The sequence below is a fragment of the Pseudoalteromonas sp. H71 genome, from assembly GCF_001468485.1.
Lineage (GTDB): Bacteria > Pseudomonadota > Gammaproteobacteria > Enterobacterales > Alteromonadaceae > Pseudoalteromonas.
The window spans coordinates 72,099-98,130 of sequence record NZ_LODI01000003.1 but is presented as its reverse complement, the minus strand read 5'-3'; the positions used below and the strand labels follow the sequence as shown (position 1 = coordinate 98,130).

Here is a 26,032-nt window from a genome sequence, read left to right as displayed (position 1 = left end):
CAAGTGAAAAATGATAAAGGCACACAGTATTAATGCTGTGTGCCTTTTTAATAGTATTTTATTGCGCTTTACAACTTACGTTTTTAAGCTCAATAGACATATCTTTTTTAGGATAATAAAGCACGCACTGCTCGCCGATTATTTGTAAAACAAATTTTTCAGACTTTATATTATGCGCGCCCATTATGGGCATGCCATTTGGATCTTTACTATTTCCATGGCTTAGCAAAAGCTCGCTACGTTTGGTAAACACAGTGTCGGCAAGTGTAACTAGCGTGCCACCTTTGGCTTTTATAATGGCCTGTTGTAGCACAGTAATAACGCCTGAGTTAACCTCTGTTAAAAGCGCAGGTTTTGCAACGGCATTACTCATACTATTACACCCCCCAAGGCTAATTAATACAGTGAGTATTGCCAGTAACTTTACCATTATTGCTCCTTAGACAACGTAGGCCATGTTAGGTCCATGTTACCGCCAGTGAGCTCATTTGGTGCGTTTAAAGGCTGCAGTTTTTCGCTAGTTACAGCAAAGCTTGGTACATCTACTTTACTATTAGCGACTGTTGTTGTGATTGGGCACTCACCGTTATTATCTATATGAAAAAGTGCCGTAGATAGTAAAGCTTCGTTGCTATCACCAAGTTGATTATCAAAGTCGTCGTTAACAACACACCCTTGTACATCGGCATTAAATTGTGGCGTTGGTGTAGGGGTAAAGCCAGCGGCATATTCACCAAAGCCTTTGCTGTTAACGCCACTAAATTGAATGGTGTAGTAGGTTGTTCCACAGTTGTGTGTAGGCGTAAATCCGTATGGTTTACCACAGGTTGTATCGCCAATAAGTATCACCTCTGCATCTATCCCTTTTAAGCCATTTACAAACGCTTCAGAGGCTGAACAGGTACCTGATGTACTTAATACATACACTTTAGATAAGTTTAAATCAGGTAATTTATCGCCAGTACTGAAAAACGTTGAGTAGTCTATTTCTTCGTCAATAAACGGGAATGGAGAATCAACAGGCTGTTTATCATTTTGTTGCGTTTGATAGTAAAAACGGTTTTGTACATTGGCGCTCCCCGCCACCATATATGCAAGCTGCGAAGACAGTGCTAATAAACCACCGCCGTTGTATCTAAAATCAATAACGAGTTCGTCCACGTTATCGGTTCTAAACTTATCTACTGCATCAATGAGTCCTTCTTGGGCAATACCTATGTGACTATTAAACTGCATATACCCAACGCGCGTGTTATTGCTTGTTACAATTGTTTTTACATTTTGAACTGGAGTTTGTTCGATGTTACCTGCAGTGACATTAAACGTTTTTTCCGTGCCGTCGTTACTGCGTACAACAATTGTATGTGAGTCACCGTTGGTTGGGCTAAACAAGCCTTCGTTTAAAGTGTCTATGCCTGCTTGGGTATTGGTATTAATACTCACACCATCAACTTCAAGTACGGTATCGCCTCGTTGAAAGCCAATTTGGCTTGCTGGAGAGTTATCTTCAAGGTAAGCAACACGTAAAATTCTATCGGCTGAATCACCAATAAATGCCCAGTTAATACCATAGCCAGAAGTGACGCCCGACTGTGCTTCTTGGAAGTAATCTTCAGAGGGTTCTGAAAAATGAAAGTTATCTTTTTTAGCACCCGAATCGGTTAGTTCTTCAGTTTTTAGTTGAGCAAAATAGTCAGCCACGGTATCGAACGATTCAGGGTTGTTATCGGTAATTTCATCATACCAAAGGTATGTTTCGTCGCTCCATGAACGAAGCCATAGTTTTTCGTATAAGGCTGAACCAGCTTGGTCTGGGTATGGTTGGTTATTATTAAACGGATCGTTACCTGTGCGCGGTGTTTCACAAAAGTTTTTAAGTTCGTCTGACGGTTCAAATACACCAGCAGTCCATGTCGGTGTGCTACTTGTTGGTGGCGTGACAGGAGATGGTGTATTGTTGCTACCTCCGCCTCCACCACAACCTGTTAAAGCAAAAGCTGAGAGCACGCTGATAATTGCAAGCGATAGTGTGTTGTTTTTAAACATGCTAAGTACTTCCTGTAAATAAGTTATTTAAAATACTACAACACCTGATTATTTATTCAACGTTTAGCTTTTTCTTTATGTAAATAAGTGTGTCATTTTTATTTGCAAAGCAGGAGCTTGAATTTCTTTATTAGTGGATAGGCGCTATTACAGTTTATTGGTCGTGTTTTTTAGTGCTAGGTCTTGTTTTTGCCAGGCATTAAAGAGTTTTTGTTGTTGTTTTGAAATTTTTAAACCATACGTTTTTTGCATGTAAGCATAGGCGTCGGCAATTTGTTTTCGGGCATAAAGCGGAGGCTCTACAACGCGTTGTTTAAAGTTTACTTTTACATTACATTGGCCATATTGGGTCGCGGGCTCACCCAGCATACCAAAGCGGTAATTAGAACGGTCAGCGTTTATTTCGCCAATGGCGGGGGCTAAATTGTTTATGTCGGCTTCCATCTTCCTAAATTTAGCACTGACCTTACGGCAATTTTTTCGCCCGCCGTTTTGCCAACATTGTAGTTGATGGCCAAACTCCCATGCCGGCACTATGTGCTCCCATTCAATACGTAAAGCGCGCTGATTTATTTTGCCAGAGCGCGTGAACGTATTACGTGGTACATAGCCACAACCCGTTGGATCTGGCACTAGTTTTTTACCTTGTTTTTTAATATCACAACCGCAATACAGGCTTTTTGCATTGTTCGGTAGTGTTTTTATTAAGTGCTTTTTAGCAGTAGAGAAACGAGTAAAGTCTTTACTTGATACCGAAAAACAGACACAGCAAGCCAGTAAGGCCAAAATCAATCGGGTCATATCCATCACATGCGTGAACTACAGGAGCGCCTAGTTTACTGGCTTAACAGGCAAACATACACTTATTTAAAACTGCGTTTAATCCTTATATTTTGCAATAGCAGCAAAAAACCACTTAAACAAAAAAGTACACTGGTTGCTGCAAAGCTAATTAATAAAGGATTATTAAAGTTTTCACGCTCATCATAATCCATAATATGAAGCATCCAAAAAAAGTCGAAAATTCGCCACAGTGTACTGCGCACAGTAATCACTTGGCCTGTATCTGATGACAAATAGAGGGTGGTGCTAAATGTATCGTTAAATTGTACTTGCCATACATTTTTTTTATAACCGCTTTCTCGTGGTCCTACAGCTAATAATGCGGTACTTTCGGGTTGAGCATCAATAAGTAAATGTGCGTGCGCATTAGCAATTATTTGCTGTTTATTCGGCGCTTTAAATGGTTGTCCAGTAATGCCATTAAAGCTTTGTTGGTTGTCTTTACTGGTTACAGTTATAAGTGGGGTGAATAAGAAATGTGTGAAGGTTATTTTAGTCGGATTGGTTACTTTGGTTGCGATATCATCAATTGATGCGACGTAACTATGGCTTTTAAAAGGGTTGGCTAGAGTGCGTGTTGCTAGGTGTTTACCATGTACTTTTTCAAGCGGAATAGCGCTCATCACTAAACCGCCAAGCAACCAAGCTAGTATTTGTATTCCTAATAGGTAGCCTAACCATTTATGAAGTTTACGTGCTGGCTTAAATATTTTTTTCATAGGTGTTTATCTTATTATTTTTAATAAACATTTTACGCGAATGGTAGGCAAGGTGGGTGCGACAAAATGTCGCACTAGTGCATTAAAACTGAGTTGCAGCACACTAGCGCGAATAGTAAGTAGCAATAACACTCTAAAATAAGAATATTAACTGATAAAGTGTCTATTTATAGGGTGTTGATTTGGTATAACGATAAAACTGCGTTAAAGTTTGCAAGGTAACCATTAGAGGATAAATACGAAACAATGTCGGAAATTCAATTTTTAAATGTAGATCTAGAGCTTGAGTCAAAACAAGATATTAGTGTGCTGGTGGCCGACCTAAAAAAAGTCGCAACGATTTTACATTATGACAAAGACGAATACCGTCAATTAGCGCGTATTGAGGTAGCTGGCGATGTTAAATCACCAGACAAAGCAATAAACCATATTTGTGAGCTTATTGAATCGTGTTCACGCAATGCATTAAAGCAATGGTTAAGCTGTTCACGCAGAACGTTTGATATAGGATTTGAGTCAGGCACATCGCCAAAGTGTTTTAATCAAGCTTTGCATGCAGATACACTACTTCGTATATCTGCTATTGGCGCGGGTATGGAAATAACAATTTACCCTCTCGAGAAGTAACCTACGCTTTTCGTTCAACAACTGCTGCGGTCATTTTTGATACGCAGCACAGTTCGTTACGGCTATTTGTGATTTTTATTTCCCATACTGAGCTACGTTTTCCAATATGAAATGCGCGTGCTGTTGCCGTTAATGTACCATTACGAGAAGCCTTTAAATGGCTTGCACTTATTTCTTGCCCAACACAGTAAAATTTTGTGAAATCGACAACAAAATTAGCAGCATAGCTGGCTACCGTTTCTGCCAGTACAACGTTAGCGCCGCCATGAACCATGCCAATAGGATTATGATGTGCAGGGATTGCAGGCATAGTTGCGACTAAGTAGTCATCGCCTATCTCTGTTATTTCTATTCCCATGGTTTTCATTAGGGTACCTTGGCCACTAATCCCTTCGTCTAATTGTTTACACAGTGCTAATGTAATCGGTTGATGCCAAATACTCATATAGATTCCTTTAAATTTAATGAAGCAAGTTACTATTTTTATAGGCTATTTTAGAAAGCACCTAAAATGTACACGTAAGGAAGTAATTTGGCTATTTGAACGGGTAATTTAAATTTGCGATTTTTATTTAACTGTATATACTCACAGTTAAATGTACTGTATGGAAAACCAGTTGTATGCGCCCATTAACTAAACGCCAAGCTCAAATACTCGAATTAATTAAAGTGTTTATTAAAGACACTGGTATGCCGCCTACACGTGCTGAAATAGCACAAACGTTAGGGTTTAAAAGTGCAAATGCCGCTGAAGAACATTTAAAAGCCCTTGCCAAAAAAGGGGTGATTAAAATGAAGCCAGGCGCAAGCCGAGGGATTCAACTTGTTGAAGAAGAGGAACCGGAGCAATTAGGTTTACCGCTTATTGGCCGAGTTGCGGCAGGCTCACCCATTTTGGCGCAAGAGCATGTTGAGAGCCACTGTAAAATTGATCCATTAATGTTTAAACCAGCTGCTGACTTTTTACTGCGCGTAAATGGTATGAGTATGAAAGATATAGGCATTATGGATGGCGACTTACTTGCTGTACATAAAACACAAGTGGCTGAAAATGGTCAAGTTGTGGTTGCTCGTGTTGATGACGATGTAACAGTAAAACGTATTGAAAAGGCAGGTCGTCAGGTATTACTTCATGCCGAAAATGACGAGTTTGCACCAATTAAGGTCGACCTTGAAACTGAGTCATTCAACATTGAAGGCTTGGCAGTGGGTGTTATTCGTAACGCAGACTGGATGTAGCTTTACCTTATTTTATAAATTGCGCACTATTTTGGTGCGCATTTTTATTTTTTTAAATTTGTTTTTTTTATTCATACTCCTTATTTCATTCTCAGCCCTTACTAACTCTCGATTTTAGCTACTTTTTTCTACGCTAAACTAAATCAACTCTCTACTTTTTACATATTTATTGTTTGTTTTTAATACAAAAAACTTGCATGCTGGTTAAATATTAACTAATTGTTAATGAACTGACGCTGGCAATACTCATCGCTTTTAAGTTTTGAGCACACACAATAAATTTGTTGCTAGCGCAGTGAATGCCAATTTTTTTATAAATCAAATGGCATTAATACAAAAATAAAAATAACGAATTGGCGTTTAAGCCGTATGCCTCTTCGCTTTGCACTAGCAACAGCATCAAAGGAGTCGTCACATGGGTAAACTTAGTTGTACCTTGTGGCTTATATTGTGTGTTTTTCCGCAGTTAGCGTTGGCCAACAGCCAATATAATATGCGCAAGGGCGTTACAGATATAAGTGAAAATGTTTACGAATTACACATGACCATATTTTTTATATGTTGTGTAATTGGAATAATAGTGTTTGCCATCATGCTTTGGGCACTCATTCATCATCGAAAATCTAAAGGGGCGGTTCCCGCTCAATTCCACGAAAGTACTAAAGTAGAAATTCTTTGGACTGCTATACCATTTGTTATATTAATTGCGATGGCAGTGCCAGCTACAAAAACGTTAATAGCGATGGAAGATGCCAGTAAAGCCGACTTAACAATTAAAGTGACTGGCTCGCAGTGGAAATGGCATTATGAATACATGGGAGAAGACGTAGAGTTTTACTCAATGCTTGCAACCTCTCAAGATGAAATTACCAATTTAGCAGATAAAAACCCAAATTATTTGCTTGAGGTAGATAAACCCCTCGTACTGCCAATTAATAAAAAAATTCGTTTTTTAATGACCTCAGATGATGTTATTCACTCTTGGTGGGTACCAGACTTTGCCGTTAAAAAAGACGCAAATCCGGGCTTTATTAACGAAACATGGACCAACATAAACGAAGAAGGGATTTACCGAGGCCAGTGTGCTGAGCTGTGTGGTAAAGATCATGGATTTATGCCTGTTGTAGTTGAGGCTAAATCTGAAGCTGATTTTAAAGTATGGCTTGCCGACGCTAAACAAGCTAAACAAAAAGCTGCTTTAGCTGATGCAGCTTTACTTGATCAAACATTACCAAAAGAAGAGTTAATGGAGCTGGGTGCTCAGGTATACATGGCAAGTTGTGCCGCGTGTCATCAGCCTACAGGTATGGGATTGCCGGGCGTATTTCCGGCGCTTAAAGGCAGCCCAATTGTACTTGGAGATATAAAAGGTCATATAGACATACTTATTTATGGTAGCCCAGGTACGGCAATGCAATCATTTGCCAAGCAGTTATCTATAAAACAATTGGCTGCGGTTATTACTTACAAGCGCAATGCATGGGGTAACGATACCGGTGATGTTATTCAGCCTAGTGAGATTCAAGCAGCACTTGATGCCGACGCGGAGGCTAACTAATGAGTAGCATAGCAGAACAACCTAATGCCAACGAAGCGCACCATGCTCATCACCCAGCTAAAGGCTTTAAACGCTGGCTTTATACAACTAATCATAAAGATATTGGTAGCTTATATTTAATATTTTCGCTGACCATGTTTTTAATTGGTGGCGCAATGGCTATGGTGATCAGGGCCGAGTTATTTCAGCCAGGATTACAGTTAGTCGACCCTCACTTTTTTAATCAAATGACCACAGTTCACGGTTTAATAATGGTGTTTGGTGCCGTTATGCCGGCTTTTACGGGATTAGCCAATTGGATGATACCGTTAATGATAGGTGCGCCAGATATGGCATTACCTAGAATGAACAACTGGAGTTTTTGGATTTTACCTTTCGCATTTTTAATTTTGCTTGCGTCTTTATTTATGCCTGGAGGGGGCCCTGCTTTTGGCTGGACTTTTTATGCTCCGCTTTCAACCACATACAGTAATGACAATACTGCCTTATTTGTATTTGCTGTGCACATAATGGGCATTAGCTCGATTATGGGGGCTATTAACGTGGTGGTTACTATAGTTAACTTACGCGCTCCTGGTATGACGTGGATGAAACTCCCTCTGTTTGTATGGACATGGCTAATAACGGCATTTTTGCTCATTGCTGTTATGCCTGTTTTGGCAGGCGCGGTGACCATGGTTTTAACCGATAAATATTTTGCGACTAGCTTTTTTGATGCTGCCGGCGGTGGCGATCCGGTGATGTTTCAGCATATATTTTGGTTTTTTGGTCACCCTGAAGTTTACATCATGATTTTGCCTGCCTTCGGTATTATTTCAACCATAGTGCCTACTTTCTCGCGTAAAAAGCTATTTGGTTATGCATCAATGGTTTATGCCACGTCATCTATAGCATTGCTGAGCTTTATTGTGTGGGCGCATCACATGTTCACCACCGGTATGCCGGTAGCTGCAGAGCTATTTTTTATGTATTCAACAATGCTGATATCGGTACCCACTGGCGTTAAAGTATTTAATTGGGTAGCCACCATGTGGCGCGGTTCGATTAGCTTTGAAGTGCCTATGATGTTCAGTATTGCCTTTATAGTGTTGTTTACATTAGGTGGTTTTTCAGGGTTGATGCTTGCTATTACCCCCGCCGACTTTCAATACCACGATACTTATTTTGTAGTGGCTCATTTTCACTATGTATTAGTGACCGGTGCGGTATTTTCAATCATGGCCGGTGCTTATTACTGGCTGCCCAAATGGACCGGCAATATGTTTAATATCACGTTGGCTAAATGGCACTTTTGGTTGTCGTTAGTCAGTGTAAATGTGCTGTTTTTCCCAATGCATTTTGTGGGATTAGCTGGTATGCCTCGTCGTATTCCGGACTATGCACTGCAATTTGCAGACTTCAACGCAATTATAAGTATTGGTGGCTTTGCATTTGGTTTATCTCAACTGTTGTTTGTGGTGGTTGTTTTTAAATGTGCCAGAGGTGGCGAAAAAGTCCCTGCTAAAGTTTGGGATGGTGCAGAAGGGCTGGAGTGGGAAGTTGATTCGCCAGCGCCATACCACACATTTTCAACACCACCGGAAATTAAGTAATGACACATGCACCACTTCTTAAGCGCCTAATACTTATCAGCATAGGTATGTTTGCGTTTGCGTTTGCCTTAGTGCCGTTATACGACGTGTTTTGTGATTTAACAGGGCTTAATGGGAAGCCATCGTTAGAGCAAGCACAACAAAGTACTATGGTTCAGCAAACAAGGGACGTCAGCGTGAGTTTTACTACCCATGCGCAAAGTGGTGCACCTTTTGAAGTGAAATCAAAAGAGTACAGTGTGGTTGTAAAACCCGGAGAAATGCGAGAAGTCGTTTTTAGCGCAAAAAATAGTAGCGAACTCGATAAAGTTATGCAGGCTGTGCCGTCTGTTTCACCTGGGAAAGCAGCAAAATATTTACACAAAATGGCCTGTTTTTGCTTTGATCAACAACCCCTAAAAGCGGGAGAAGAGCTCGAATTTAAATTGCTTTTTTATGTTGATACAGCGCTTCCAAGTGATGTTGAAGAGCTAACTTTATCTTATACCGTATTTGATATTAGTGAACAGCTAGTAGCCAGTAATAACTAGCGTTTAATACTAGTGTGAAACTAGGAGCAAGTAAAATGAATCAAGAATATGAGCATTATTACGTACCAGAGCAAAGTCCGTGGCCTATTGTAGGGGCGGTTGCATTATTTTTTATCGCCGTAGGCGCAGGCTTAACTGTTATGGAGGTTGGAAAGGAAGGGGGTAGCGGTGTTTATTTGCTTTATGCCGGTATAGCCGTTCTTCTGTATATGTTATTTAGCTGGTTTAGAAACGTTATACATGAGTCAGATCAGGGGTTGTACTCTGCGCAAATGGATCGCTCTTTTCGACAAGGCATGAGTTGGTTTATTTTTTCTGAGGTTATGTTTTTTATGGCCTTTTTTGGTGCGTTATTTTACGCGCGTATGATTTCGGTGCCTTGGTTAGGTGGCGCGGGTAACAATGCTATGACCAATGAGGTTTTGTGGCCTACTTTTGAAGCTATGTGGCCTTTAGTTGTTACACCTTCGGGAGACACAACGCAAGCTATGGGTTGGCAAGGGCTACCACTAATTAATACGTTAATTTTAATCGCGTCATCAGTTACTTTGCATTTTGCTCATGTAGCAATGGAAAACAATAAACGCAAACCACTTAAAGTATTTTTAGGGCTTACGGTGCTATTAGGCGTGTGCTTTTTAGCATTACAAGTAGAAGAATATGTTCATGCATATAACGACCTAAACTTAACATTAGATGCCGGTGTTTACGGGAACACATTCTTTTTGCTTACTGGTTTTCATGGCATGCATGTCACGCTTGGAGCCGTACTTTTATTTGTTATTTTAATACGAATATTAAAAGGGCATTTCACAAAAGAAAAGCACTTTGCCTTTCAAGCTGCTGCTTGGTATTGGCATTTTGTTGATGTGGTATGGCTGTGTTTATTTGTATTTGTATATGTGCTGTAACGTTTATGGGCGAACTGTTTGCCTTTATAAAACCGAGCTTAACTGCTGCAATTGCAACCACTAATACAATAACCGAAAACAACACTCGGCGACCTAAAAAATGAGACATAGGTCGTCCGTTTGTTTTCCCTGACACCATAATAAATAACGCTCTAAATAAGTTAAAAAGTATAAACATTAACAACAGTACAATAATAATTTTAATAATCACTGAGTTGACCCTTTATGCAAGTAGTTTTAAGGCACAAACAAAAGCTTAGTTCAATAATCACAATTTGTATGGTTGTGGTTGTTGTGCTTGTATGTGTGCACCTAGGCTTTTGGCAATTAGAACGAGGTGAAAAAAAACAGCAACAGCTTACTGCCATTGCTCAAATACAAACTCATGGTGTTATGAATTGGTCGCAGTTGCTTGAGTTACCAAAACAATGGAATAAAACCGGCGTATTAGTTGAGCTTAAAGGGACATTTTTAAGCGAACATTACTGGTTGTTAGATAATCAAGTATATAACGGGCAAGTGGGTTACGACTTACTAGCTCTGTTAAAACCAAATAATGATACGCGTGCAGTATTGGTTAATTTAGGCTGGGTCAGAGCCCCAGTATCACGTGATTTTTTACCCAAAGTGGTTTTGCCCCAAGGTGAGTTTACGGTCAAAGCACAAATTAAAGAGAATAACCTCAGTAGTTTTACTCTAGAAGATAAAACCGCGAGTGGTGATCTGCCCAAACGCATTCAATCAATCGACTTAAGTTTTATAAAATCGCAAACAAACATCCCATTAGTTAACTTTATGGCTTACCGCCAAGGTGAAGGTGATGAAATGGCGATACCGCATTACAAAGCGGTTGTAATGAGCCCACAAAAACATAATGCCTATGCCTTACAGTGGTTTTTAATCGCGTTTTCATGTGTTGTTGTTGCCATTTTTGCGAGTAAAAAAAGGAAAAAAAATGAAAAATAAACCCCTTTTATTGTTTGTAACCTGTTGTGCTATTCCTTTGCTTTTAGCTTATAGCGCGCTCAAATTTGATTGGTTACCCAGTGCGGTTACAAATCATGGTGAATTTCTAAATGAAGAAATAAAGCTAAAAAATTGGCAAAACGATAACCCTAAACAATGGACTATAGCGCTTAATTATTCGAGTGAGTGCAGCGCGTCATGTAGCGAGCAGCTTGAGGCGCTTAATAATCTTTATATAGCGCTAGGAAAAAACCAAGGCAAGGTTGATATGGCTGTTATGGGAAGCCCTTCACAAGCAGATTTACCATGGAAAAAAATGGCTCAGCAACCAAATTTAACGCCAGCTAGTTTGTATTTAATTGATCATATGGGGCTTGTGGTGCTTGAGTACCCTTATAAAGTAAAGCCTCAAGAAAACCGCTTAGTTCAAAAGGGGTTATTAAAGGATTTAAAAAAACTACTTAACTATTCTCGTTCAAGCTAACACGGTTAGTGTGAGGTAAAAGATGTATAAAAATTATAAAAATTGGGTTTTATTAACCGGACTTTTTGCTTTAGTGGTTGTTGCTCTGGGTGCTTACACTCGTTTGAGTGATGCCGGACTGGGTTGTCCAGATTGGCCGGGGTGTTACGGTTTTTTAACGGTTCCTAAACACGAAGCTGATATTGCTTTAGCGACACAAAGTTACCCTGACATGGTGTTTGAAAAAGCGAAAGCCTGGAAAGAAATGATTCATAGGTATTTTGCTGGCACCTTAGGGCTGATGATTCTAGCGTTGTTTATTGTTGCTTTTTTAAAGCGTCAATTTCCAACTACCCCATTAAAGCTAACATCTTTGTTGTTATTGCTTGTTGTGTTTCAGGCTGCATTAGGGATGTGGACTGTCACTATGAATCTGCAGCCACTTATTGTAATGGGGCATTTGCTAGGTGGCTTTAGTATCTTATCGCTGATTACTTTGCTGTATTTAAGGTTAACAGCAAAACCTATTATGGGCGGAGATGAGGGCGCTAAGCAGCACTTCGGATTGAGTTTGATTGCGCTTTTTGTGCTGATTTTACAAATAGCGCTTGGCGGCTGGCTTGCGGCAAATTACGCAGCACCACACTGTAATGGTTTACCTTTATGTGATTACGCTCAGCCTTTTTCGTTGAGTAGTGTTTTTCAATTACCGCTTGAGCATAGCAACTACGAGTTTGGTGTGCTGTCACAGCAAGCAAGAATGTCTATCCATTTATTACACCGCATTTGGGCATTAGTGACCTGCATCGTATTGGCGCTTGTTATGTGGAAAATTTACAGCCACGCTTATTCTCAAAAAATTAAAAGCTGCGTAATAGCGGTATTGGTCACTTTATTTTGCCAAATTAGCTTAGGGCTTATTTTGGTACATTGGCACTTTCCGTTGGGGATTGCACTGGCGCATAACTTAATGGCTGCCATACTGTTATTAAGTATGGTTAGGTTGTGTTATTACCTAAAATCAAGCACATAAAGGAGAAATATAATGGCACTAACAATAAACAAAAAAACAATACAGCCTGTTCATACTCAATCACTTAGTGTGCGTGCTTACGACTTATTACAAGATTACTTAGCCATTAGTAAATTTAAAGTAGTGGCTATGTTGGTTTTAACAGCCTGGGTTGGATTAGCATTAGCCCCTGATGTTGGGCGTGGAATAGGCGTTCAAGTTATTAGCTTATTAGGAATAGGCCTGTTATCTGCTGCGGCCGCCGTTATTAATCATGTAGTGGATAGCGAAATAGACTCTAAAATGGCAAGAACGCGTCATCGGCCTGTTGCTAAAGGGCGTTTAAGTAAAACACATGCATTAACGTTTGCGGCAAGTATTGGGGTTACTGGTTTTATCATGCTTACGGTGTGGGCTAATACGCTTACAGCAATATTAACGTTATTTGCATTAGTGGGTTATGCCTTTATTTATACGTCATTTTTAAAACGCGCGACACCTCAAAATATTGTAATAGGCGGACTTGCTGGAGCGATGCCGCCATTGCTTGGTTGGGTATCTGAAACAAATCAAATGGCAGCAGCGCCATGGTTGCTGGTTATGATTATATTTACCTGGACCCCCCCCCATTTTTGGGCTTTAGCTATTGCTCGAAAAAGTGATTACGAGCGTGCAAAAATTCCAATGTTGCCGGTAACACATGGTATCGACTTTTGTAAAACATGTGTGGTTGCATACTCAGTTTTACTCGCTTTAGTGTGTGTGATGCCATACTTAATTGGTATGTCAGGAGGTATTTACTTAGTCGGTGCTTGTGTGCTTAATAGTGTGTTTATGTATAAAGCCATTAAGTTAAAATTTGCAGCTAATAACGACAAGGCTATGGATTTATTTCGTTTTTCGATAGTGCATTTAATGGTACTCTTCGTGATCTTATTTATAGATAAATGGTTCCCTTTATGAAGCGACTCTGGCTTTTAGTAATTGTTATTTTAAGTTTATTTTTATCAGCATGCTCAAGTGAAAACGATCCTCAAAATTTAAATGCACTTGTTTATGAAAACGCTAAATCACTTTCGGATTTTACGTTAAAAAATCAGCTCGACGAACCGGTGACAAAAGCGCAATTTAAGGGGCAATGGAATTTAGTGTTTTTAGGGTACACAAGTTGTCCCGATATTTGCCCGTTAACGTTGGCTAAGTTAAACGCTGTTTATAAAGAGCTGGAAGCTGATTACCCGTTGCAAATATGGTTTGTATCGGTCGATCCAAATAGAGATACAGCAGAAAAGCGAAAACAATATATAGATTACTTTAACCCAAATTTTTTGGCTGTTTCTGGGCAGCACAAAGATCTTTTTCCAGTAGTAAGAGAGCTTGGCTTAATTTACGCAATTAGTGATACAACAAAAGCTGATTATGCGGTTGATCATAGTGCATCAGTTGCGTTGGTTGATGATACTGGAGCGCTAAGAGCTATTTTTAAACCTGAGTTTAAGCAAGGTAGTGTACCGCTTATTAATTCAACTCAATTAACGCAAGAGTTTAAAGTTATTGCAAACTACTACTAAAAACTGACTTTTTAATTTTTCACGTATTTTAAGGGGGCTTTAGGCTCCCTTTTTTGTTTTTTTCATTCCTGTTTATAAATTTATTAAAATTTTTTTTGACCCTTTTATGGCAATTTTAACAACTAGAGCTAAGCTTTTGTTATGAATTGAAATGAAAGGGATTACACAATTTTACATGTTAAAACTTCCAAGCGAACTTGTGATTACCCGAGTTGAAACGCTCCACCAAGACTTACTACAAGAACTCAATAGCAACGACGACATCAGTCTTGATATTAGCGATGTCGTGTCTGCAGATACTGCATCTATTCAGCTGTTATGTGCGCTTCAAAAACACTTACTTACTATACAGCATAAAATTATATGGGTAGGTAGCAGTGCAGCATTAGCACATACCATTAATCAGCTTGGCTTAAGCCATTATTTAACAATCGAGATAAATAGTTAGAGGTTTATATGAAAAAAATCTTAGCAGTTGATGATTCAGCGTCTATGCGTCAGATGGTGAGCTTTACTTTAAAAACCGCAGGCTTTGATGTGACAGAGGCCAAAGACGGCAGTGAAGCATTGGCTATTGCTAAGCAGCAAGGTTTTGATGCGGTTATTTCAGATGTAAACATGCCCATTATGGATGGCATTACATTAATACGGGAGCTACGTACATTACCTGACTATAAATTTACGCCACTACTTATGCTAACCACCGAGTCGGGTCTAGAAAAAAAAGTAGAAGGTAAAGAGGCTGGTGCAACAGGTTGGATAGTAAAGCCATTTAATCCAGAGCAGTTACTAGCGGTGATTAAAAAGGTTATTCGTTAGTCAAGGAGCGCAAAGTGAGCATAGATTTAAGTCAATTTTTTGAAGTTTTCTTTGAAGAGAGTTTTGAAGGCCTTGATACCATGGAAGCTGAGCTTTTAAACTTAGTGCCTGGTGAGGAAGACTTAGAAACTATTAACACTATTTTTAGAGCCGCTCATTCAATAAAAGGGGGGAGTGGGACGTTTGGTTTTTCATCGGTGTCTGACTTTACTCACGTACTTGAAACTTTACTGGATCAAATTCGCCAAGGTGAGCGCACCCTGACAACCGAGCACGTTAATTTATTACTTAAAGCGGTTGATTGCCTTAGATCGTTACTCGCTGGGTTGCAAGCAGAGCAAGCGCCCGACTTAACTGAAGCCGATACACTACGAGCACAATTTGAAGAGGTGCTAGGAATAAAGGGCGCAACACAAGAGTCCACCACTCAACCCTCTGACAACCAACCCGATAGCGATACTTACCAAATAGACTTTAAGCCGCATCATCACTTATTTAAAACAGGCAATGAGCCACTCATTATGATTAGTGAGCTTGAGCAATTAGGCGAGCTAGATACCACTGTTTTTTACGATGAAGTCCCTGAAATAACTGATTTAAGTAGTGATGAGTGCTTTTTACATTGGCGTTTTTTTTTAAATACCAGTCATGGGAAAAGCGCGATTAAAGAAGTGTTCGAATGGGTTGAAGATGACGCTGATATTACTATTGAATTATGCGGTGGCTTATTTACCGATGATATACCAGCATCAGCAACCAACATAATCGATAGCAACGCTGTTGGTAATGACGCAGCACCTACCCTAGAGCCTTTGACCCCAGAGCCAATAACAGAGCCGACGAAACAGGCTAAGCCCATAAAGCCCACCTCTGCGAGTGCCAATAAAAAATCAACAACGCCCGAATCTACTTCCATTCGCGTCGGGATTGATAAAGTTGACTCATTAATAAACATGGTCGGTGAGCTTGTTATTACTCAGGCTATGCTTAATCAGCTTAGCGAGCAAGACATTACGCCGGCTACTATTACTGCATTGCAAGAAGGCTTAGCGCAACTTGCGCACAACACCCGCGATTTGCAAGAAAACGTAATGCGTATCCGCATGTTGCCAATTAATTTTGTATTTAGCCGTTTCCCACGTTTGGTACGCGACATTGCGCAAAAGCTAAATAAACAGGTTGAATTGAAGCTGATAGGCGAGCAAACCGAATTAGACAAAACAGTAATGGAAAAAATTTCCGATCCTATGGTTCATTTAGTTAGAAACTCATTAGATCATGGCTTAGAAACTGTTGAGAAAAGACTGCAAGCCGGAAAAGATCCTGTAGGAACGGTGACCTTAAATGCATTCCATCAAGGTGGAAATATTGTTATTGAAATAATGGATGATGGACAAGGGTTAAACACCAAAAAAATCCAAGAAAAAGCCATTGCAAATGAGCTAATTTCTGCCGACAACCACCTGAGCGATGAAGAAATTAACGAGCTGATATTTATGCCAGGCTTTTCCACTATGGATGAGGTGAGTGACTTATCTGGCCGGGGTGTTGGTATGGATGTCGTTAAGCGTAATATCCAGTCTTTAAATGGTTCTGTAGAAGTCACATCTGCACCAGGGGTAGGCTCAACATTTACAATTAGGTTACCACTTACACTGGCTATTTTAGATGGTCAGTTAGTTAAAGTTGCCCAGCATACTTATATTATTCCGCTCATTTCTATTGTTGAATCGCTGCAAATTGATATTGCCAAGGTAAGCCGTGTAGGAAAAAACCTTGATGTACTTAGGTTACGTGATGAATATATTCCAATTTTAAGGCTCTACGATATTTTTAATCATGATAATGCCATTGAATCTCTCGATAAAACTTTACTTGTTGTTGTAGAAACCGACAACCAAAAAGTGGGTTTATTGGTAGATGACCTCTTATCGCAACAACAGGTGGTAATTAAAAGTTTAGAGGCAAACTATCAAAAAGTAGATGGCATATCCGGCGCGACTATTTTGGGTGATGGGCGGGTTTCATTGATAGTTGATATAAGCGGGTTAATAAAACTTTCAGGTTTAAAAAAACCGGGCAGTCAAGAGTTAAGTATTGAGTCGCAAGCTGCTTTGGAGGCGCTATGATTTCTGAGCTTAATCTGCAGCAGCAAAAGGGCGTGAAACAGTTTTTAACATTCATCATGGCTGATGAAGAATACGGTGTAGATATTTTAACTGTACAAGAAATTCGTAGCTGGGAAGAGATAACCGTTTTACCCAACGCTCCCGAGTTTGTAAAAGGGGTTATTAATTTGCGTGGCACCATAGTGCCGATTATTGATTTAAGGCTGCGGTTTGGCTTGCCCAGTATAGAGTACGGGCCGCTTACAGTGGTGATTGTAGTAAAAATAGAGTTTGAACAAGACAGTAAAATTATTGGTATTACCGTTGATGCGGTTTCTGAGGTTTACAGTATTGCAGAGCAAGATGCTAAAGCGGTTCCAAGTATTTCAGAAACAAATAACGACGATTATGTGGCAGGGTTAGTTAACGTGGGCGAGAAAATGGTGGCGTTAATCGACTTACAAAAAACAATGAATATTTAGAGTCAGTATTTGCTAAATAAAGTAAAAATAACTTAAAGGTGGTGATGAGCATGGGATGGTTTAGTAATCCAAAACAGTCTGAATCAAATAATGATTTAATTATAAGTGCATTAAATAAGTCATTAGCTGTGATTGAGTTTGAGCCAAGCGGAAAAATTATTACCGCTAATGCTAACTTTCTTCGCGTAATGGAATATCAACTAGAAGAAATTCAAGGCCAGCACCACTCTTTATTTGTGGATGATACTGAAGCTCAAGAAAGTGACTACAAACATTTTTGGCTGCGATTGAATAACGGCGAATTTATATCTCAAGAGTTTAGACGCATTACTAAAAGTGGTAAAGAAGTGTGGATTCAGGCCACCTATAATCCAATTGTGAACTCTCAGGGGCAAGTCATTAAGGTTGTGAAATTTGCGACGGATATAACAGCACAAAAGCTCGTTTCAGCAGAGGCAAGAGGACAAATAAATGCAATTAGTAAGTCTCAAGCAGTTATAGAGTTTAATTTAGACGGCACTATTATTGATGCAAACGATAATTTTTTAAACACCTTGGGGTATCAGCTTAACGACATCATGGGCCAGCACCATCGAATATTTGTTACACCTGAATACGCAGCAAGTGATGAATATAAAACTTTTTGGGCTAAATTAGGGCGTGGTGAATTTGACTCGGGTGAGTATTTAAGAATAGGAAAGCAGGGTCAAGAAATTTGGATTCAGGCTTCTTATAACCCAATTTACGACATGAATGGTAAGCCCTTTAAAGTAATTAAATATGCGTCTGATATAACAGCTCAAAAAGAGTTAGAAAAATCTTCACGCAAAGCTGCAGACCTAGCTAGCGCCTTAAAAGTATGCCAAGCAAATGTAATGATTGCAGATCAAGACCTTAATATTGTTTTTGTAAACGAACGCGTGCAAGACATGCTAAAAGCGCGTGAAAAAGACCTACAAACGGTATTACCACACTTTTCTGTTGATAATTTAGTGGGGACTTGTGTTGATGATTTTCATAAAAAGCCGTCGCATCAACGAGAATTACTAAAAAATTTAGATAAACCTTACAAAGCAGAGCTGCGTTTAGCGGGGTTGATTTTTACATTAATAGCGACGCCATGGTACAGCCAAGAAGGCAAAAAACTCGGTACTATTGTTGAGTGGGACGATATTACTGATAAGGTTGCTAAAGCTGACGCTGAGCGTGCAATCGCGCAAGAAAACCGTCGTGTGCGCCAAGCGCTTGATACTGTTGCAACCAATACCATGATTGCAGATTCATCAAATGTCATTGTGTACATGAATAAAGCCGTTAGAAGCATGATGAGCATTGCTGAAAATGACCTTCGAAAAGACTTACCTAATTTTGATAGCAAAAATCTGCTTAATCAAAATATTGATGTATTTCATAAAAACCCAGCGCACCAACAAAACTTATTAGCAACGTTAAAAGATACTTACAGCACGCAAATAAAGGTTGGTGGACGCACATTTGGTTTGGTTGCAAACCCAATAATAACCCCAGAGCAAGAGAGAATTGGCACTGTTGTAGAGTGGGAAGATAGAACCTCAGAAGTTGCAATAGAAAGAGAAATAGCACAATTAGTAAGTGCTGCAGGAGAGGGGGACCTCGATACGCGTGTAATGGAAGAGGGTAAAGAAGGGTTCTTTTTACGCTTGGCACAAGGGTTAAACAGTCTGGTTAAAATTGTAGACGATGCGGTCGCAGATACTGGCAATATGCTAGATGCCTTGGCAACTGGCGACCTATCTAAGCGAATTGAAAAAGAATACAAAGGCTCGTTTGATAAATTAAAACGCGATGCAAACACCACTGCAGATAAATTAACGGAGGTTATTAATCGTATAAGCTCATCAGCGACCTTGGTGGCCAGTGGCGCAGAAGAAATTTCTCAGGGGAACGCAGATTTAAGTCAGCGTACGGAAGAGCAAGCATCATCACTGGAAGAAACAGCCTCAAGCATGGAAGAAATGACGAGTACGGTCCGTCAAAATGCAGACAATGCCAAAGTGGCAAATACGCTCGCAGAAGAAACATGCGATAAAGCGATTCAGGGTGGTGAAGTGGTTAATCGCGCTGTGACGAGTATGTCAGCGATTAATGAATCGAGTAAGAAAATTGCCGATATTATTGGTGTGATTGACGAAATTGCATTTCAAACTAACTTGCTTGCACTTAATGCGGCGGTTGAAGCAGCAAGAGCCGGTGAGCAAGGGCGTGGTTTTGCGGTGGTTGCGGGTGAGGTGCGTAATTTAGCTCAACGCTCTGCAGGTGCAGCAAAAGAAATTAAAGAGCTGATAAGAGATAGCGTAGGTAAAGTGGCAGATGGCTCTCAGCTTGTGAATGAGTCAGGTGCAACGCTGAAAGAAATTGTGGTGTCGGTACAAAAAGTGACGCAAATGATTTCAGATATTACAGAGGCGTCTGAAGAGCAAAGTGCAGGAATAGAACAAGTAAATAAAGCTATTTCTCAAATGGATGAAATGACTCAGCAAAATGCAGCCTTAGTAGAAGAAGCATCGGCAGCAGGTGAATCTATGGCTGAGCAAGCAAATGAAATGCGTAGGCTTCTTAACTTCTTTTCACTAGGCCAGCAAGACATGGCTATTATGTCGCCCACGATGAATACCCCAAGTTTAGCTCACAAACCACAAAATAACGCAGTACAAAGCAAGCCAAGAGGCGATAACTTTATTGACTCGGCAGACGAGTGGGAAGAATTTTAATTTTTATGATTAAAGGCCTTATTAAGAAAACGCTCAATAAGGCCGCACTTACTGCTATGTATGAGAGCTGCTAATGAAAGAGTTTTTGTGTACCGATCGCGATTTTAAAGACATTGCTAATTTAGTGTACAACGCTTGCGGTATTGTTTTGGGCGATCATAAACGTGAAATGGTGTACTCACGTTTAGCAAGGCGAATAAGAGCGCTGAAATTAAACGACTTTAAAGCCTACTTAGCCTACCTAGACACGCATAAAGACAAAGAATTTGATGCGTTTATAAATGCAATTACCACTAATTTGACGTCTTTTTTTCGTGAATTTCATCATTTTGAATTTATTAAATCTGAGCTTGTACCTAGTTTACTAAAATCAAATAAAGACACTAAGCGCGTGAGAATATGGTCTGCAGGCTGCTCAACAGGAGAAGAGCCTTACAGTTTAGCGATGACGCTAAATAATGCGTTTCCAAGTAATTGGGATGTAAAAATTTTAGCCACCGATTTAGATTCTAACGTGTTAGAAAAAGCGCAAAAAGGTGTGTATACCGCAGCAAACGTAAATGGCTTAGACGACTTTCATTTAAAGCGTTGGTTTTTAAAAAGCAAAGACGGCGAACATTATAAAGTGAAAGACAAGTTACGCGAATGTATTTCTTTTAAACGTTTAAACCTATTGCAGGACTGGCCAATGAAAGGGCCCTTTGATCTTATTTTGTGCCGTAACGTGGTTATTTATTTTGATAAAGAAACTAAAGATCATTTATTTAAACGCTATGCAAATATACTAAGCGAGCACGGCTACTTATTTTTAGGTCACTCTGAAAGTATGGGAAAAGAGCACTCAAATTATAAAAATTTAGGAAAAACTATGTATCAACTGAGAGCACATGCAGGCTGAATTTAGAAGTGTTTTGCCCAGTTTTGAACACATTAAGCGTTACTGGGATTCAGGAAGAGATCATGTAGTTGCCAAATTGCTTCCAGGAGAATTTTATGTATCTAAAAATAATGAATTGATTTCAACTGTACTTGGCTCATGTATTGCTGCCTGTGTTTACGATGAAGTATTAGGTATTGGTGGGATGAATCATTTTATGTTGCCGATACAAAAAGGTGTAGAGCTTAAAAGCGCGCATGGTTTAAATTGCCGCTATGGTAATTGGGCTATGGAGTACCTGATAAACGAAGTATTAAAAAACGGGGCGTCTCGTCATAATTTAAAAATTAAGCTATTTGGTGGCGGAAAAATAATTAGTGCAATGACAGATATTGGGCTGGGTAATATCAGTTTTGCTACCGCCTATGTTAAAGAAGAAGCCTTAAATTTAGTGGCCCATGATATGGGCGGCCCGTGGCCTAGAAAAATATTTTTTCATCCACAAACGGGTAAAGTGTATATGAAAAAACTTAAAAAATTACATAACGACACCATTGAAAAGCGCGAAGTACGTTACTTGCAAAACCTTAAAAAGCAAGAAGTGGTATCGAATATAGAGTTGTTTTAGGAGTCGCTATGATAAATGTATTAATAATCGATGACTCCCCTTTAATTAGAGGGTTGCTTACAGAGATACTGCAACAAGCCAGCGATATTAATGTTGTTGGTTGTGCAGAAGATCCATACCAAGCACGCGAAATGATAAAAAAACTTAATCCCGATGTACTTACCTTAGACGTAGAAATGCCAAAAATGGATGGGATTAGCTTTTTAAAAAACCTAATGCGCCTAAGGCCTATGCCTGTTGTTATGATTTCTACGCTCACGCAAAAAGGATCGCCTATAACATTAGAGGCATTAGAGCTAGGTGCTGTTGATTTTATTGCTAAACCGACTAGTAATGTAAGAGCGCAAATGAATCACTACGCGTCACTCGTTCAGCAAAAGGTGAGAATTGCGGCAGGTGCACGGATACGAAGCTTTAAAAAAGCGCCACCCGATGCTAAGCCCATACTTACGGATACTAAGTTTTTATTAAATAAAGTGATTGCTATAGGGGCATCTACCGGCGGCACCGAGGCAATAAAAGAAGTACTAATAAAAATGCCCGTTAATTGCCCGCCTATTGTTATTACTCAGCATATTCCTCCCGTGTTTAGTGCATCGTTTGCCGAGCGTATGGATAGAACATGTTTAATTAACGTGAAAGAGGCGCAGCATGGTGACAAGCTTAGTTCTGGTTGGGCTTATATTGCCCCTGGTGGGCTTCATTTAAGTATACAAAAACGTGGGGCTGCTCTTTATTGCCAACTCGATGATAGCGAGCCTGTAAATCGGCATAAGCCGGCAGTCGACGTATTATTTGATTCGCTCGTACATTGTGGGGCAAAAAATGTGGTTGCAACAATACTTACAGGTATGGGCGCTGATGGGGCTAAAGGGCTATTAGCACTTAAGCAAAACGGCGCATACACATTAGCACAAGATGAATACTCGTCAGTTGTGTGGGGGATGCCAAAAGCTGCAATTGATATAAATGCAGCCAATGAAGTGGCTGCACTTGATAAAATGGCTGAGAAGTTGTTAAGCCATGCAGTTATAACTAAGTAAGTATAGGCTTAAATTTATTGAATAACCCAAGGCTGAGAAAACCAATAATAGCTATTCGGTTTTTTAATTGAAGGCGCTGTACAATTAAAGCGTGAACGGCCTTTGTTAAGTGTTTTAGGAGAGGTTACTTCTACTGTTGTATCAGTTAACCAGTCTAAATTAGCTTTACCAATACCTGAAACATAACAAGCCAGTTGAGCTTTTTTAAAATCCTCCACTTTAAACGAAATAGTTAACGCAGGCGGGTTTTGCTTTGTTACGCTATTACCGTAGCTTAATTGAGTGATATTAAATGCCTGAGAATTTAATTTGGTTGCCAGTGTTTTTATGTCACTGTAAACGCCAGATGCAGGAAAGCGGGGTAAGCGACTAAAGTTAGCGTGTTTGCTTAGTGCACCTGAATGCTGGCCAATGCCTATATAGCCAAGCTCTGTCACTAAAGCTTGTAACTCGTTATCAAACTCTCCGTAGGGGTAGGCTAAATACTTAAAGTCGTGGCCTATTTCATCTTTTATACGTTGTTGTGAATTAACAATATCTTGAGTTATACGCTCTTTCCATTGCGCATTAGTTTCACCGTCAAGTTTTACATGTAAATAGTCATGCTGTGCGGTGTGGTTACTTATAAGTGCGCCTTTTTTGCTCAGCTCTTTCAGTTTATCCCACCCCATCACATAGCGTTTACCTTCGTCTATTAGTTTAGGGTTAACAAAAATTGTATAAGGGTAGCCAAACTTTTCTAATATTGGAGCAGCTTGATCAAAATTATTATTGTAACCATCATCAAACGTGATGGCGACGGTTTTATCAGGTAAGGTATGGCCTTGCTTTAAAGCATCAAGTAGTTCATTTAAGGCAATAACATTAAAATCATTATTTTTTAAATAGTTTAGATGCTCTGTAAACGTTTCTTCGCTCACACTCGTAACCGCCGGCAGGGTTTCACTTACATGGTGGTACTGTAAAATAACACCAGCATTAGCACGTAAAGATAAACCAATAAGAGTAAATAATACCAAATGAAACAATTTCTTATACATAATAAAGCACACCATAAAAGCTTGCTGTTGTTAGCAGGACCAATGATATTATCAAATATCACCGTGCCACTGTTAGGAATAGTTGATACCGCGGTTATTGGCCATTTAGGCAGTGCACATTATTTGGCTGGTATTGCGCTAGGCTCAGCCGTTATATCCATTTTATTTTGGCTCGCGGGTTTTTTAAGAATGAGCACGACCGGCATGGTTGCACAAGCCTATGGCCAAAATGACTTAACCCAGCTAGCAGCTTTACTCAAACGAAGCCTATTACTTGCCAGTATAGTGGCATTATTTCTTATTGCTATGTCTCCTTTAATAAAGCATGCCATAGCGTTTTTATCAGACGCGAATAATGCGGTGCTAAGCGAAGCCTACACTTATTTTAGTATTCGAATTTTTAGCGCGCCAGCGGCATTATGTAATTTAGTTTTATTAGGTTGGATGCTAGGCGTCCATTATGGACGAGGGCCTTTTTACCTATTGTTGGTGACAAATAGTGTAAACATTGTGCTCGATATTTATTTTGTTGTTTTTTTAGATTGGGCTGTTGCAGGCGCTGCATGGGCATCGTTAATCGCTGATTATACTGCGCTCGTATTTGCGCTGTTTTTAGTGACTAAACTGGCAAAAAAACAAGGTGTAGCTTTAAGTACTCCGCACTGGTTTAGCTTCAAAAAAATGGCAGGGTTATTGAGTTTAAATCGCGACATTTTTATCCGGTCTTTAATACTTCAGTTGTGTTTTAGCTTTATGACTTTTTATGGTGCGCGTATTGGCGAAACAACCCTTGCAGCGAATGCCGTGTTACTAAATTTTTTGATGTTAGTTAGTTTTGCGTTAGATGGCATAGCTTACGCAAGTGAGGCTAAAGTAGGCCAAGCTAAAGGTCAGCAGAGTATAAGTAAAATACAACTGTGGGTAAAAATAAGTGTATTTTGGGGAATGTTGTTTGGCGTGGTTTATAGCCTGTTTTTTGCTGTGTTTGGTGCACATATAATTACGCTACTGACCAATGTACCTGAGGTTATTAATGAGGCCACGCAATATTTACCGTGGGTAATTGCTTTGCCATTATTAGCTATGAGCTGTTTTTTATTTGATGGTGTATTTGTTGGTTTAACCCGTGCTAAGGATATGCGAAATAGTATGTTGCTTTCGGCAGCTGTTGGTTTTTTTGGTGTGTTTTGGGTATTTATTGATTGGCAAAATAATGGGTTATGGCTTGCGATGAGCTGTTTTATGCTAATGCGTGGAGTTACATTAATAATTAAATATCAAAAACTTAAGGCTAATAATCAACTGCTAGATTAAGATTTATTTCCATAGATCTGGATCGTGATATTTTGGCCCTATGTCTTTAATTACTTGCGAAAAGCGATTGGCAAAAATGCCACTGTAGCCCCAAAAAGCAAAAAATAGCGCAGGTATTAAAATTAAAACACCAATAATTTGCAAACTATAATGGCTATAGTAACCCGCAAAAATAAAAATCACGGCTAGCACAAACAGTGCTATGCCGCGAAAAAACCGCTTTAAACTTAGCTTAGGGTTGCTCCCTAAGCGGTATATGAGAGGCTTTAGCATTTACTAGGCTTAATAGTAAGAATGGTCGCCAGCTTCGTGATCAGTAATATCTGCAACACCTGTGATCTCGTCAAACTTAGCAATCATTTCTTTCTCGATGCCTTCTTTTAACGTTACATCAATCATAGAACACCCATTACAACCGCCACCAAACTGAAGCACTGCAACGCCAGCAGCTGTAATTTCTACTAGGCTTACTTGGCCGCCATGGTTAGCTAGTTGCGGGTTAACTTCTGTTTCAAGCATGTGCTGAACACGTTCGTTTAATGATGCATCATCACCAATTTTACGTGCTTTTGCATTAGGTGCTTTGAGTGTTAGCTGAGTTCCCATTTTGTCGGTAACAAAATCAATTTCAGCTTCTTCTAAAAAAGGAGCACTTTCAGCATCAACAACGGCATCAAACCCATTAAAGTTTAATCGAATATCGCTGTCTTCAACGGCGTCTTCTGGGCAATAAGAAACACCACACTCGGCTTGTGATGTACCAGGGTTTACAACAAAAACGCGAATATTGGTCTGTTGTGATTGATCTGCTAATAGTTTAGCAAAATGTGCTTGTGCTGTTTCGGAAATAGAAATCATAAAAAACGGCTTTATACCTGACTAAATTACTCGGAT

At 39.6% G+C, this 26,032-nt stretch carries 29 protein-coding genes; 20 read left to right on the top strand and 9 right to left on the bottom strand.

The genetic code is table 11. The features are described from left to right. Nucleotides 1-58: 58 nt before the first annotated feature. The 4 genes from ATS71_RS03940 to ATS71_RS03925 all read right to left on the bottom strand — a co-directional run bounded on the left by ATS71_RS03940 (nt 59) and on the right by ATS71_RS03925 (nt 3,608). Nucleotides 59-430 (bottom strand): hypothetical protein, encoded by a 372-nt coding sequence (locus ATS71_RS03940; protein WP_058403631.1) that lies wholly within the window; start codon nt 428-430, stop codon nt 59-61. Beyond that, nucleotides 430-2,046: a S41 family peptidase gene (locus ATS71_RS03935; protein ID WP_058403630.1), complete on the bottom strand. Its 1,617-nt coding sequence runs from the start codon at nt 2,044-2,046 to the stop codon at nt 430-432. Before ATS71_RS03935 ends, ATS71_RS03940 begins: the two co-directional genes overlap by 1 nt. A 147-nt stretch (nt 2,047-2,193) precedes the next feature. After that, a complete protein-coding gene (locus ATS71_RS03930; RefSeq protein ID WP_058403662.1) occupies nt 2,194-2,847 on the bottom strand; it encodes an endonuclease in 654 nt (217 codons plus the stop codon). Nucleotides 2,848-2,909: 62 nt separating this feature from the next. After that, on the bottom strand, nt 2,910-3,608 hold the full coding sequence (locus ATS71_RS03925) for a hypothetical protein (RefSeq protein WP_058403629.1): 699 nt from the start codon (nt 3,606-3,608) through the stop codon (nt 2,910-2,912). A gap of 246 nt (nt 3,609-3,854) precedes the next feature. On the opposite strand from ATS71_RS03925, the gene ATS71_RS03920 reads away from it, so the two are divergent. Further along, nucleotides 3,855-4,235 (top strand): hypothetical protein, encoded by a 381-nt coding sequence (locus ATS71_RS03920; RefSeq protein WP_006793771.1) that lies wholly within the window; start codon nt 3,855-3,857, stop codon nt 4,233-4,235. A gap of 1 nt (nt 4,236) precedes the next feature. Here the strand turns inward: ATS71_RS03920 and ATS71_RS03915 are convergent, their stop codons facing one another. Then, a complete protein-coding gene (locus ATS71_RS03915; RefSeq protein ID WP_058403628.1) occupies nt 4,237-4,680 on the bottom strand; it encodes a PaaI family thioesterase in 444 nt (147 codons plus the stop codon). A gap of 176 nt (nt 4,681-4,856) precedes the next feature. Between ATS71_RS03915 and lexA the strand changes: the two genes are divergently transcribed. The 5 genes from lexA to ATS71_RS03890 all read left to right on the top strand — a co-directional run bounded on the left by lexA (nt 4,857) and on the right by ATS71_RS03890 (nt 10,065). Further along, complete coding sequence (gene lexA, locus ATS71_RS03910) at nt 4,857-5,474, top strand: transcriptional repressor LexA (RefSeq protein WP_006793773.1); 618 nt, start codon at nt 4,857-4,859, stop codon at nt 5,472-5,474. A gap of 415 nt (nt 5,475-5,889) precedes the next feature. Further along, complete coding sequence (gene coxB / locus ATS71_RS03905) at nt 5,890-7,032, top strand: cytochrome c oxidase subunit II (RefSeq protein ID WP_058403627.1); 1,143 nt, start codon at nt 5,890-5,892, stop codon at nt 7,030-7,032. Further along, nucleotides 7,032-8,624 carry a cytochrome c oxidase subunit I gene (gene ctaD, locus ATS71_RS03900; RefSeq protein WP_058403626.1) on the top strand — a complete coding sequence of 531 codons (1,593 nt, stop codon included), beginning with the start codon at nt 7,032-7,034 and terminating at the stop codon, nt 8,622-8,624. The genes coxB and ctaD overlap by 1 nt, the downstream gene beginning before the upstream one ends. Next, the gene (locus ATS71_RS03895) at nt 8,624-9,154 is read left to right on the top strand and encodes a cytochrome c oxidase assembly protein (RefSeq protein WP_058403625.1); all 531 of its coding nucleotides are present in this window, start codon (nt 8,624-8,626) and stop codon (nt 9,152-9,154) included. The genes ctaD and ATS71_RS03895 overlap by 1 nt, the downstream gene beginning before the upstream one ends. Before the next feature lie 35 nt (nt 9,155-9,189). Further along, on the top strand, nt 9,190-10,065 hold the full coding sequence (locus ATS71_RS03890) for a cytochrome c oxidase subunit 3 (RefSeq protein ID WP_058403624.1): 876 nt from the start codon (nt 9,190-9,192) through the stop codon (nt 10,063-10,065). Here ATS71_RS03890 and ATS71_RS19345 read toward each other — a convergent pair. Beyond that, nucleotides 9,965-10,276 carry a DUF2909 domain-containing protein gene (locus tag ATS71_RS19345; protein ID WP_082653587.1) on the bottom strand — a complete coding sequence of 104 codons (312 nt, stop codon included), beginning with the start codon at nt 10,274-10,276 and terminating at the stop codon, nt 9,965-9,967. The two genes, ATS71_RS03890 and ATS71_RS19345, sit on opposite strands and share 101 nt — an antisense overlap. A gap of 14 nt (nt 10,277-10,290) precedes the next feature. Between ATS71_RS19345 and ATS71_RS03885 the strand changes: the two genes are divergently transcribed. From ATS71_RS03885 to ATS71_RS03825, 13 genes are all read left to right on the top strand, one after another. Continuing rightward, a complete protein-coding gene (locus ATS71_RS03885) occupies nt 10,291-11,031 on the top strand; it encodes an SURF1 family protein (RefSeq protein WP_058403623.1) in 741 nt (246 codons plus the stop codon). Next, nucleotides 11,021-11,515, top strand: a complete 495-nt coding sequence (locus tag ATS71_RS03880) for a hypothetical protein (RefSeq protein ID WP_058403622.1) — start codon at nt 11,021-11,023, stop codon at nt 11,513-11,515. The genes ATS71_RS03885 and ATS71_RS03880 overlap by 11 nt, the downstream gene beginning before the upstream one ends. A gap of 22 nt (nt 11,516-11,537) precedes the next feature. Next, nucleotides 11,538-12,527, top strand: a complete 990-nt coding sequence (locus tag ATS71_RS03875) for a COX15/CtaA family protein (RefSeq protein WP_058403621.1) — start codon at nt 11,538-11,540, stop codon at nt 12,525-12,527. Between the two features lie 12 nt (nt 12,528-12,539). Continuing rightward, nucleotides 12,540-13,469, top strand: a complete 930-nt coding sequence (cyoE, locus tag ATS71_RS03870; RefSeq protein WP_058403620.1) for a heme o synthase — start codon at nt 12,540-12,542, stop codon at nt 13,467-13,469. Next, nucleotides 13,466-14,077 carry an SCO family protein gene (locus tag ATS71_RS03865; RefSeq protein WP_058403619.1) on the top strand — a complete coding sequence of 204 codons (612 nt, stop codon included), beginning with the start codon at nt 13,466-13,468 and terminating at the stop codon, nt 14,075-14,077. Before cyoE ends, ATS71_RS03865 begins: the two co-directional genes overlap by 4 nt. Nucleotides 14,078-14,228: 151 nt before the next feature. Then, the gene (locus ATS71_RS03860; protein ID WP_082653586.1) at nt 14,229-14,525 is read left to right on the top strand and encodes an STAS domain-containing protein; all 297 of its coding nucleotides are present in this window, start codon (nt 14,229-14,231) and stop codon (nt 14,523-14,525) included. A gap of 8 nt (nt 14,526-14,533) precedes the next feature. After that, nucleotides 14,534-14,896: a response regulator gene (locus ATS71_RS03855; protein ID WP_058403618.1), complete on the top strand. Its 363-nt coding sequence runs from the start codon at nt 14,534-14,536 to the stop codon at nt 14,894-14,896. Nucleotides 14,897-14,910: 14 nt separating this feature from the next. Then, the gene (locus tag ATS71_RS03850; RefSeq protein ID WP_058403617.1) at nt 14,911-17,025 is read left to right on the top strand and encodes a chemotaxis protein CheA; all 2,115 of its coding nucleotides are present in this window, start codon (nt 14,911-14,913) and stop codon (nt 17,023-17,025) included. Continuing rightward, a complete protein-coding gene (locus ATS71_RS03845) occupies nt 17,022-17,486 on the top strand; it encodes a chemotaxis protein CheW (protein WP_058403616.1) in 465 nt (154 codons plus the stop codon). Before ATS71_RS03850 ends, ATS71_RS03845 begins: the two co-directional genes overlap by 4 nt. 50 nt (nt 17,487-17,536) lie before the next feature. Then, on the top strand, nt 17,537-20,236 hold the full coding sequence (locus ATS71_RS03840; RefSeq protein ID WP_058403660.1) for a methyl-accepting chemotaxis protein: 2,700 nt from the start codon (nt 17,537-17,539) through the stop codon (nt 20,234-20,236). 73 nt (nt 20,237-20,309) lie between these two features. Beyond that, complete coding sequence (locus tag ATS71_RS03835; protein WP_058403615.1) at nt 20,310-21,134, top strand: CheR family methyltransferase; 825 nt, start codon at nt 20,310-20,312, stop codon at nt 21,132-21,134. Next, the gene (gene cheD, locus ATS71_RS03830) at nt 21,124-21,741 is read left to right on the top strand and encodes a chemoreceptor glutamine deamidase CheD (RefSeq protein ID WP_058403614.1); all 618 of its coding nucleotides are present in this window, start codon (nt 21,124-21,126) and stop codon (nt 21,739-21,741) included. The genes ATS71_RS03835 and cheD overlap by 11 nt, the downstream gene beginning before the upstream one ends. An 8-nt stretch (nt 21,742-21,749) precedes the next feature. Further along, on the top strand, nt 21,750-22,784 hold the full coding sequence (locus tag ATS71_RS03825; RefSeq protein ID WP_058403613.1) for a protein-glutamate methylesterase/protein-glutamine glutaminase: 1,035 nt from the start codon (nt 21,750-21,752) through the stop codon (nt 22,782-22,784). Nucleotides 22,785-22,798: 14 nt separating this feature from the next. Here the strand turns inward: ATS71_RS03825 and ATS71_RS03820 are convergent, their stop codons facing one another. Continuing rightward, nucleotides 22,799-23,824, bottom strand: coding sequence for a polysaccharide deacetylase family protein (locus ATS71_RS03820; protein WP_058403659.1), 1,026 nt, complete (start codon nt 23,822-23,824; stop codon nt 22,799-22,801). A gap of 42 nt (nt 23,825-23,866) precedes the next feature. Between ATS71_RS03820 and ATS71_RS03815 the strand changes: the two genes are divergently transcribed. Beyond that, nucleotides 23,867-25,138, top strand: a complete 1,272-nt coding sequence (locus ATS71_RS03815; RefSeq protein WP_058403612.1) for an MATE family efflux transporter — start codon at nt 23,867-23,869, stop codon at nt 25,136-25,138. A 3-nt stretch (nt 25,139-25,141) separates the two neighbouring features. On the opposite strand, the gene ATS71_RS03810 is transcribed toward ATS71_RS03815, so the two are convergent. Next, nucleotides 25,142-25,411, bottom strand: a complete 270-nt coding sequence (locus ATS71_RS03810; protein ID WP_058403611.1) for a hypothetical protein — start codon at nt 25,409-25,411, stop codon at nt 25,142-25,144. 9 nt (nt 25,412-25,420) lie between these two features. Next, nucleotides 25,421-25,996, bottom strand: a complete 576-nt coding sequence (gene nfuA / locus ATS71_RS03805) for a Fe-S biogenesis protein NfuA (RefSeq protein WP_058403610.1) — start codon at nt 25,994-25,996, stop codon at nt 25,421-25,423. Nucleotides 25,997-26,032 lie beyond the last annotated feature (36 nt).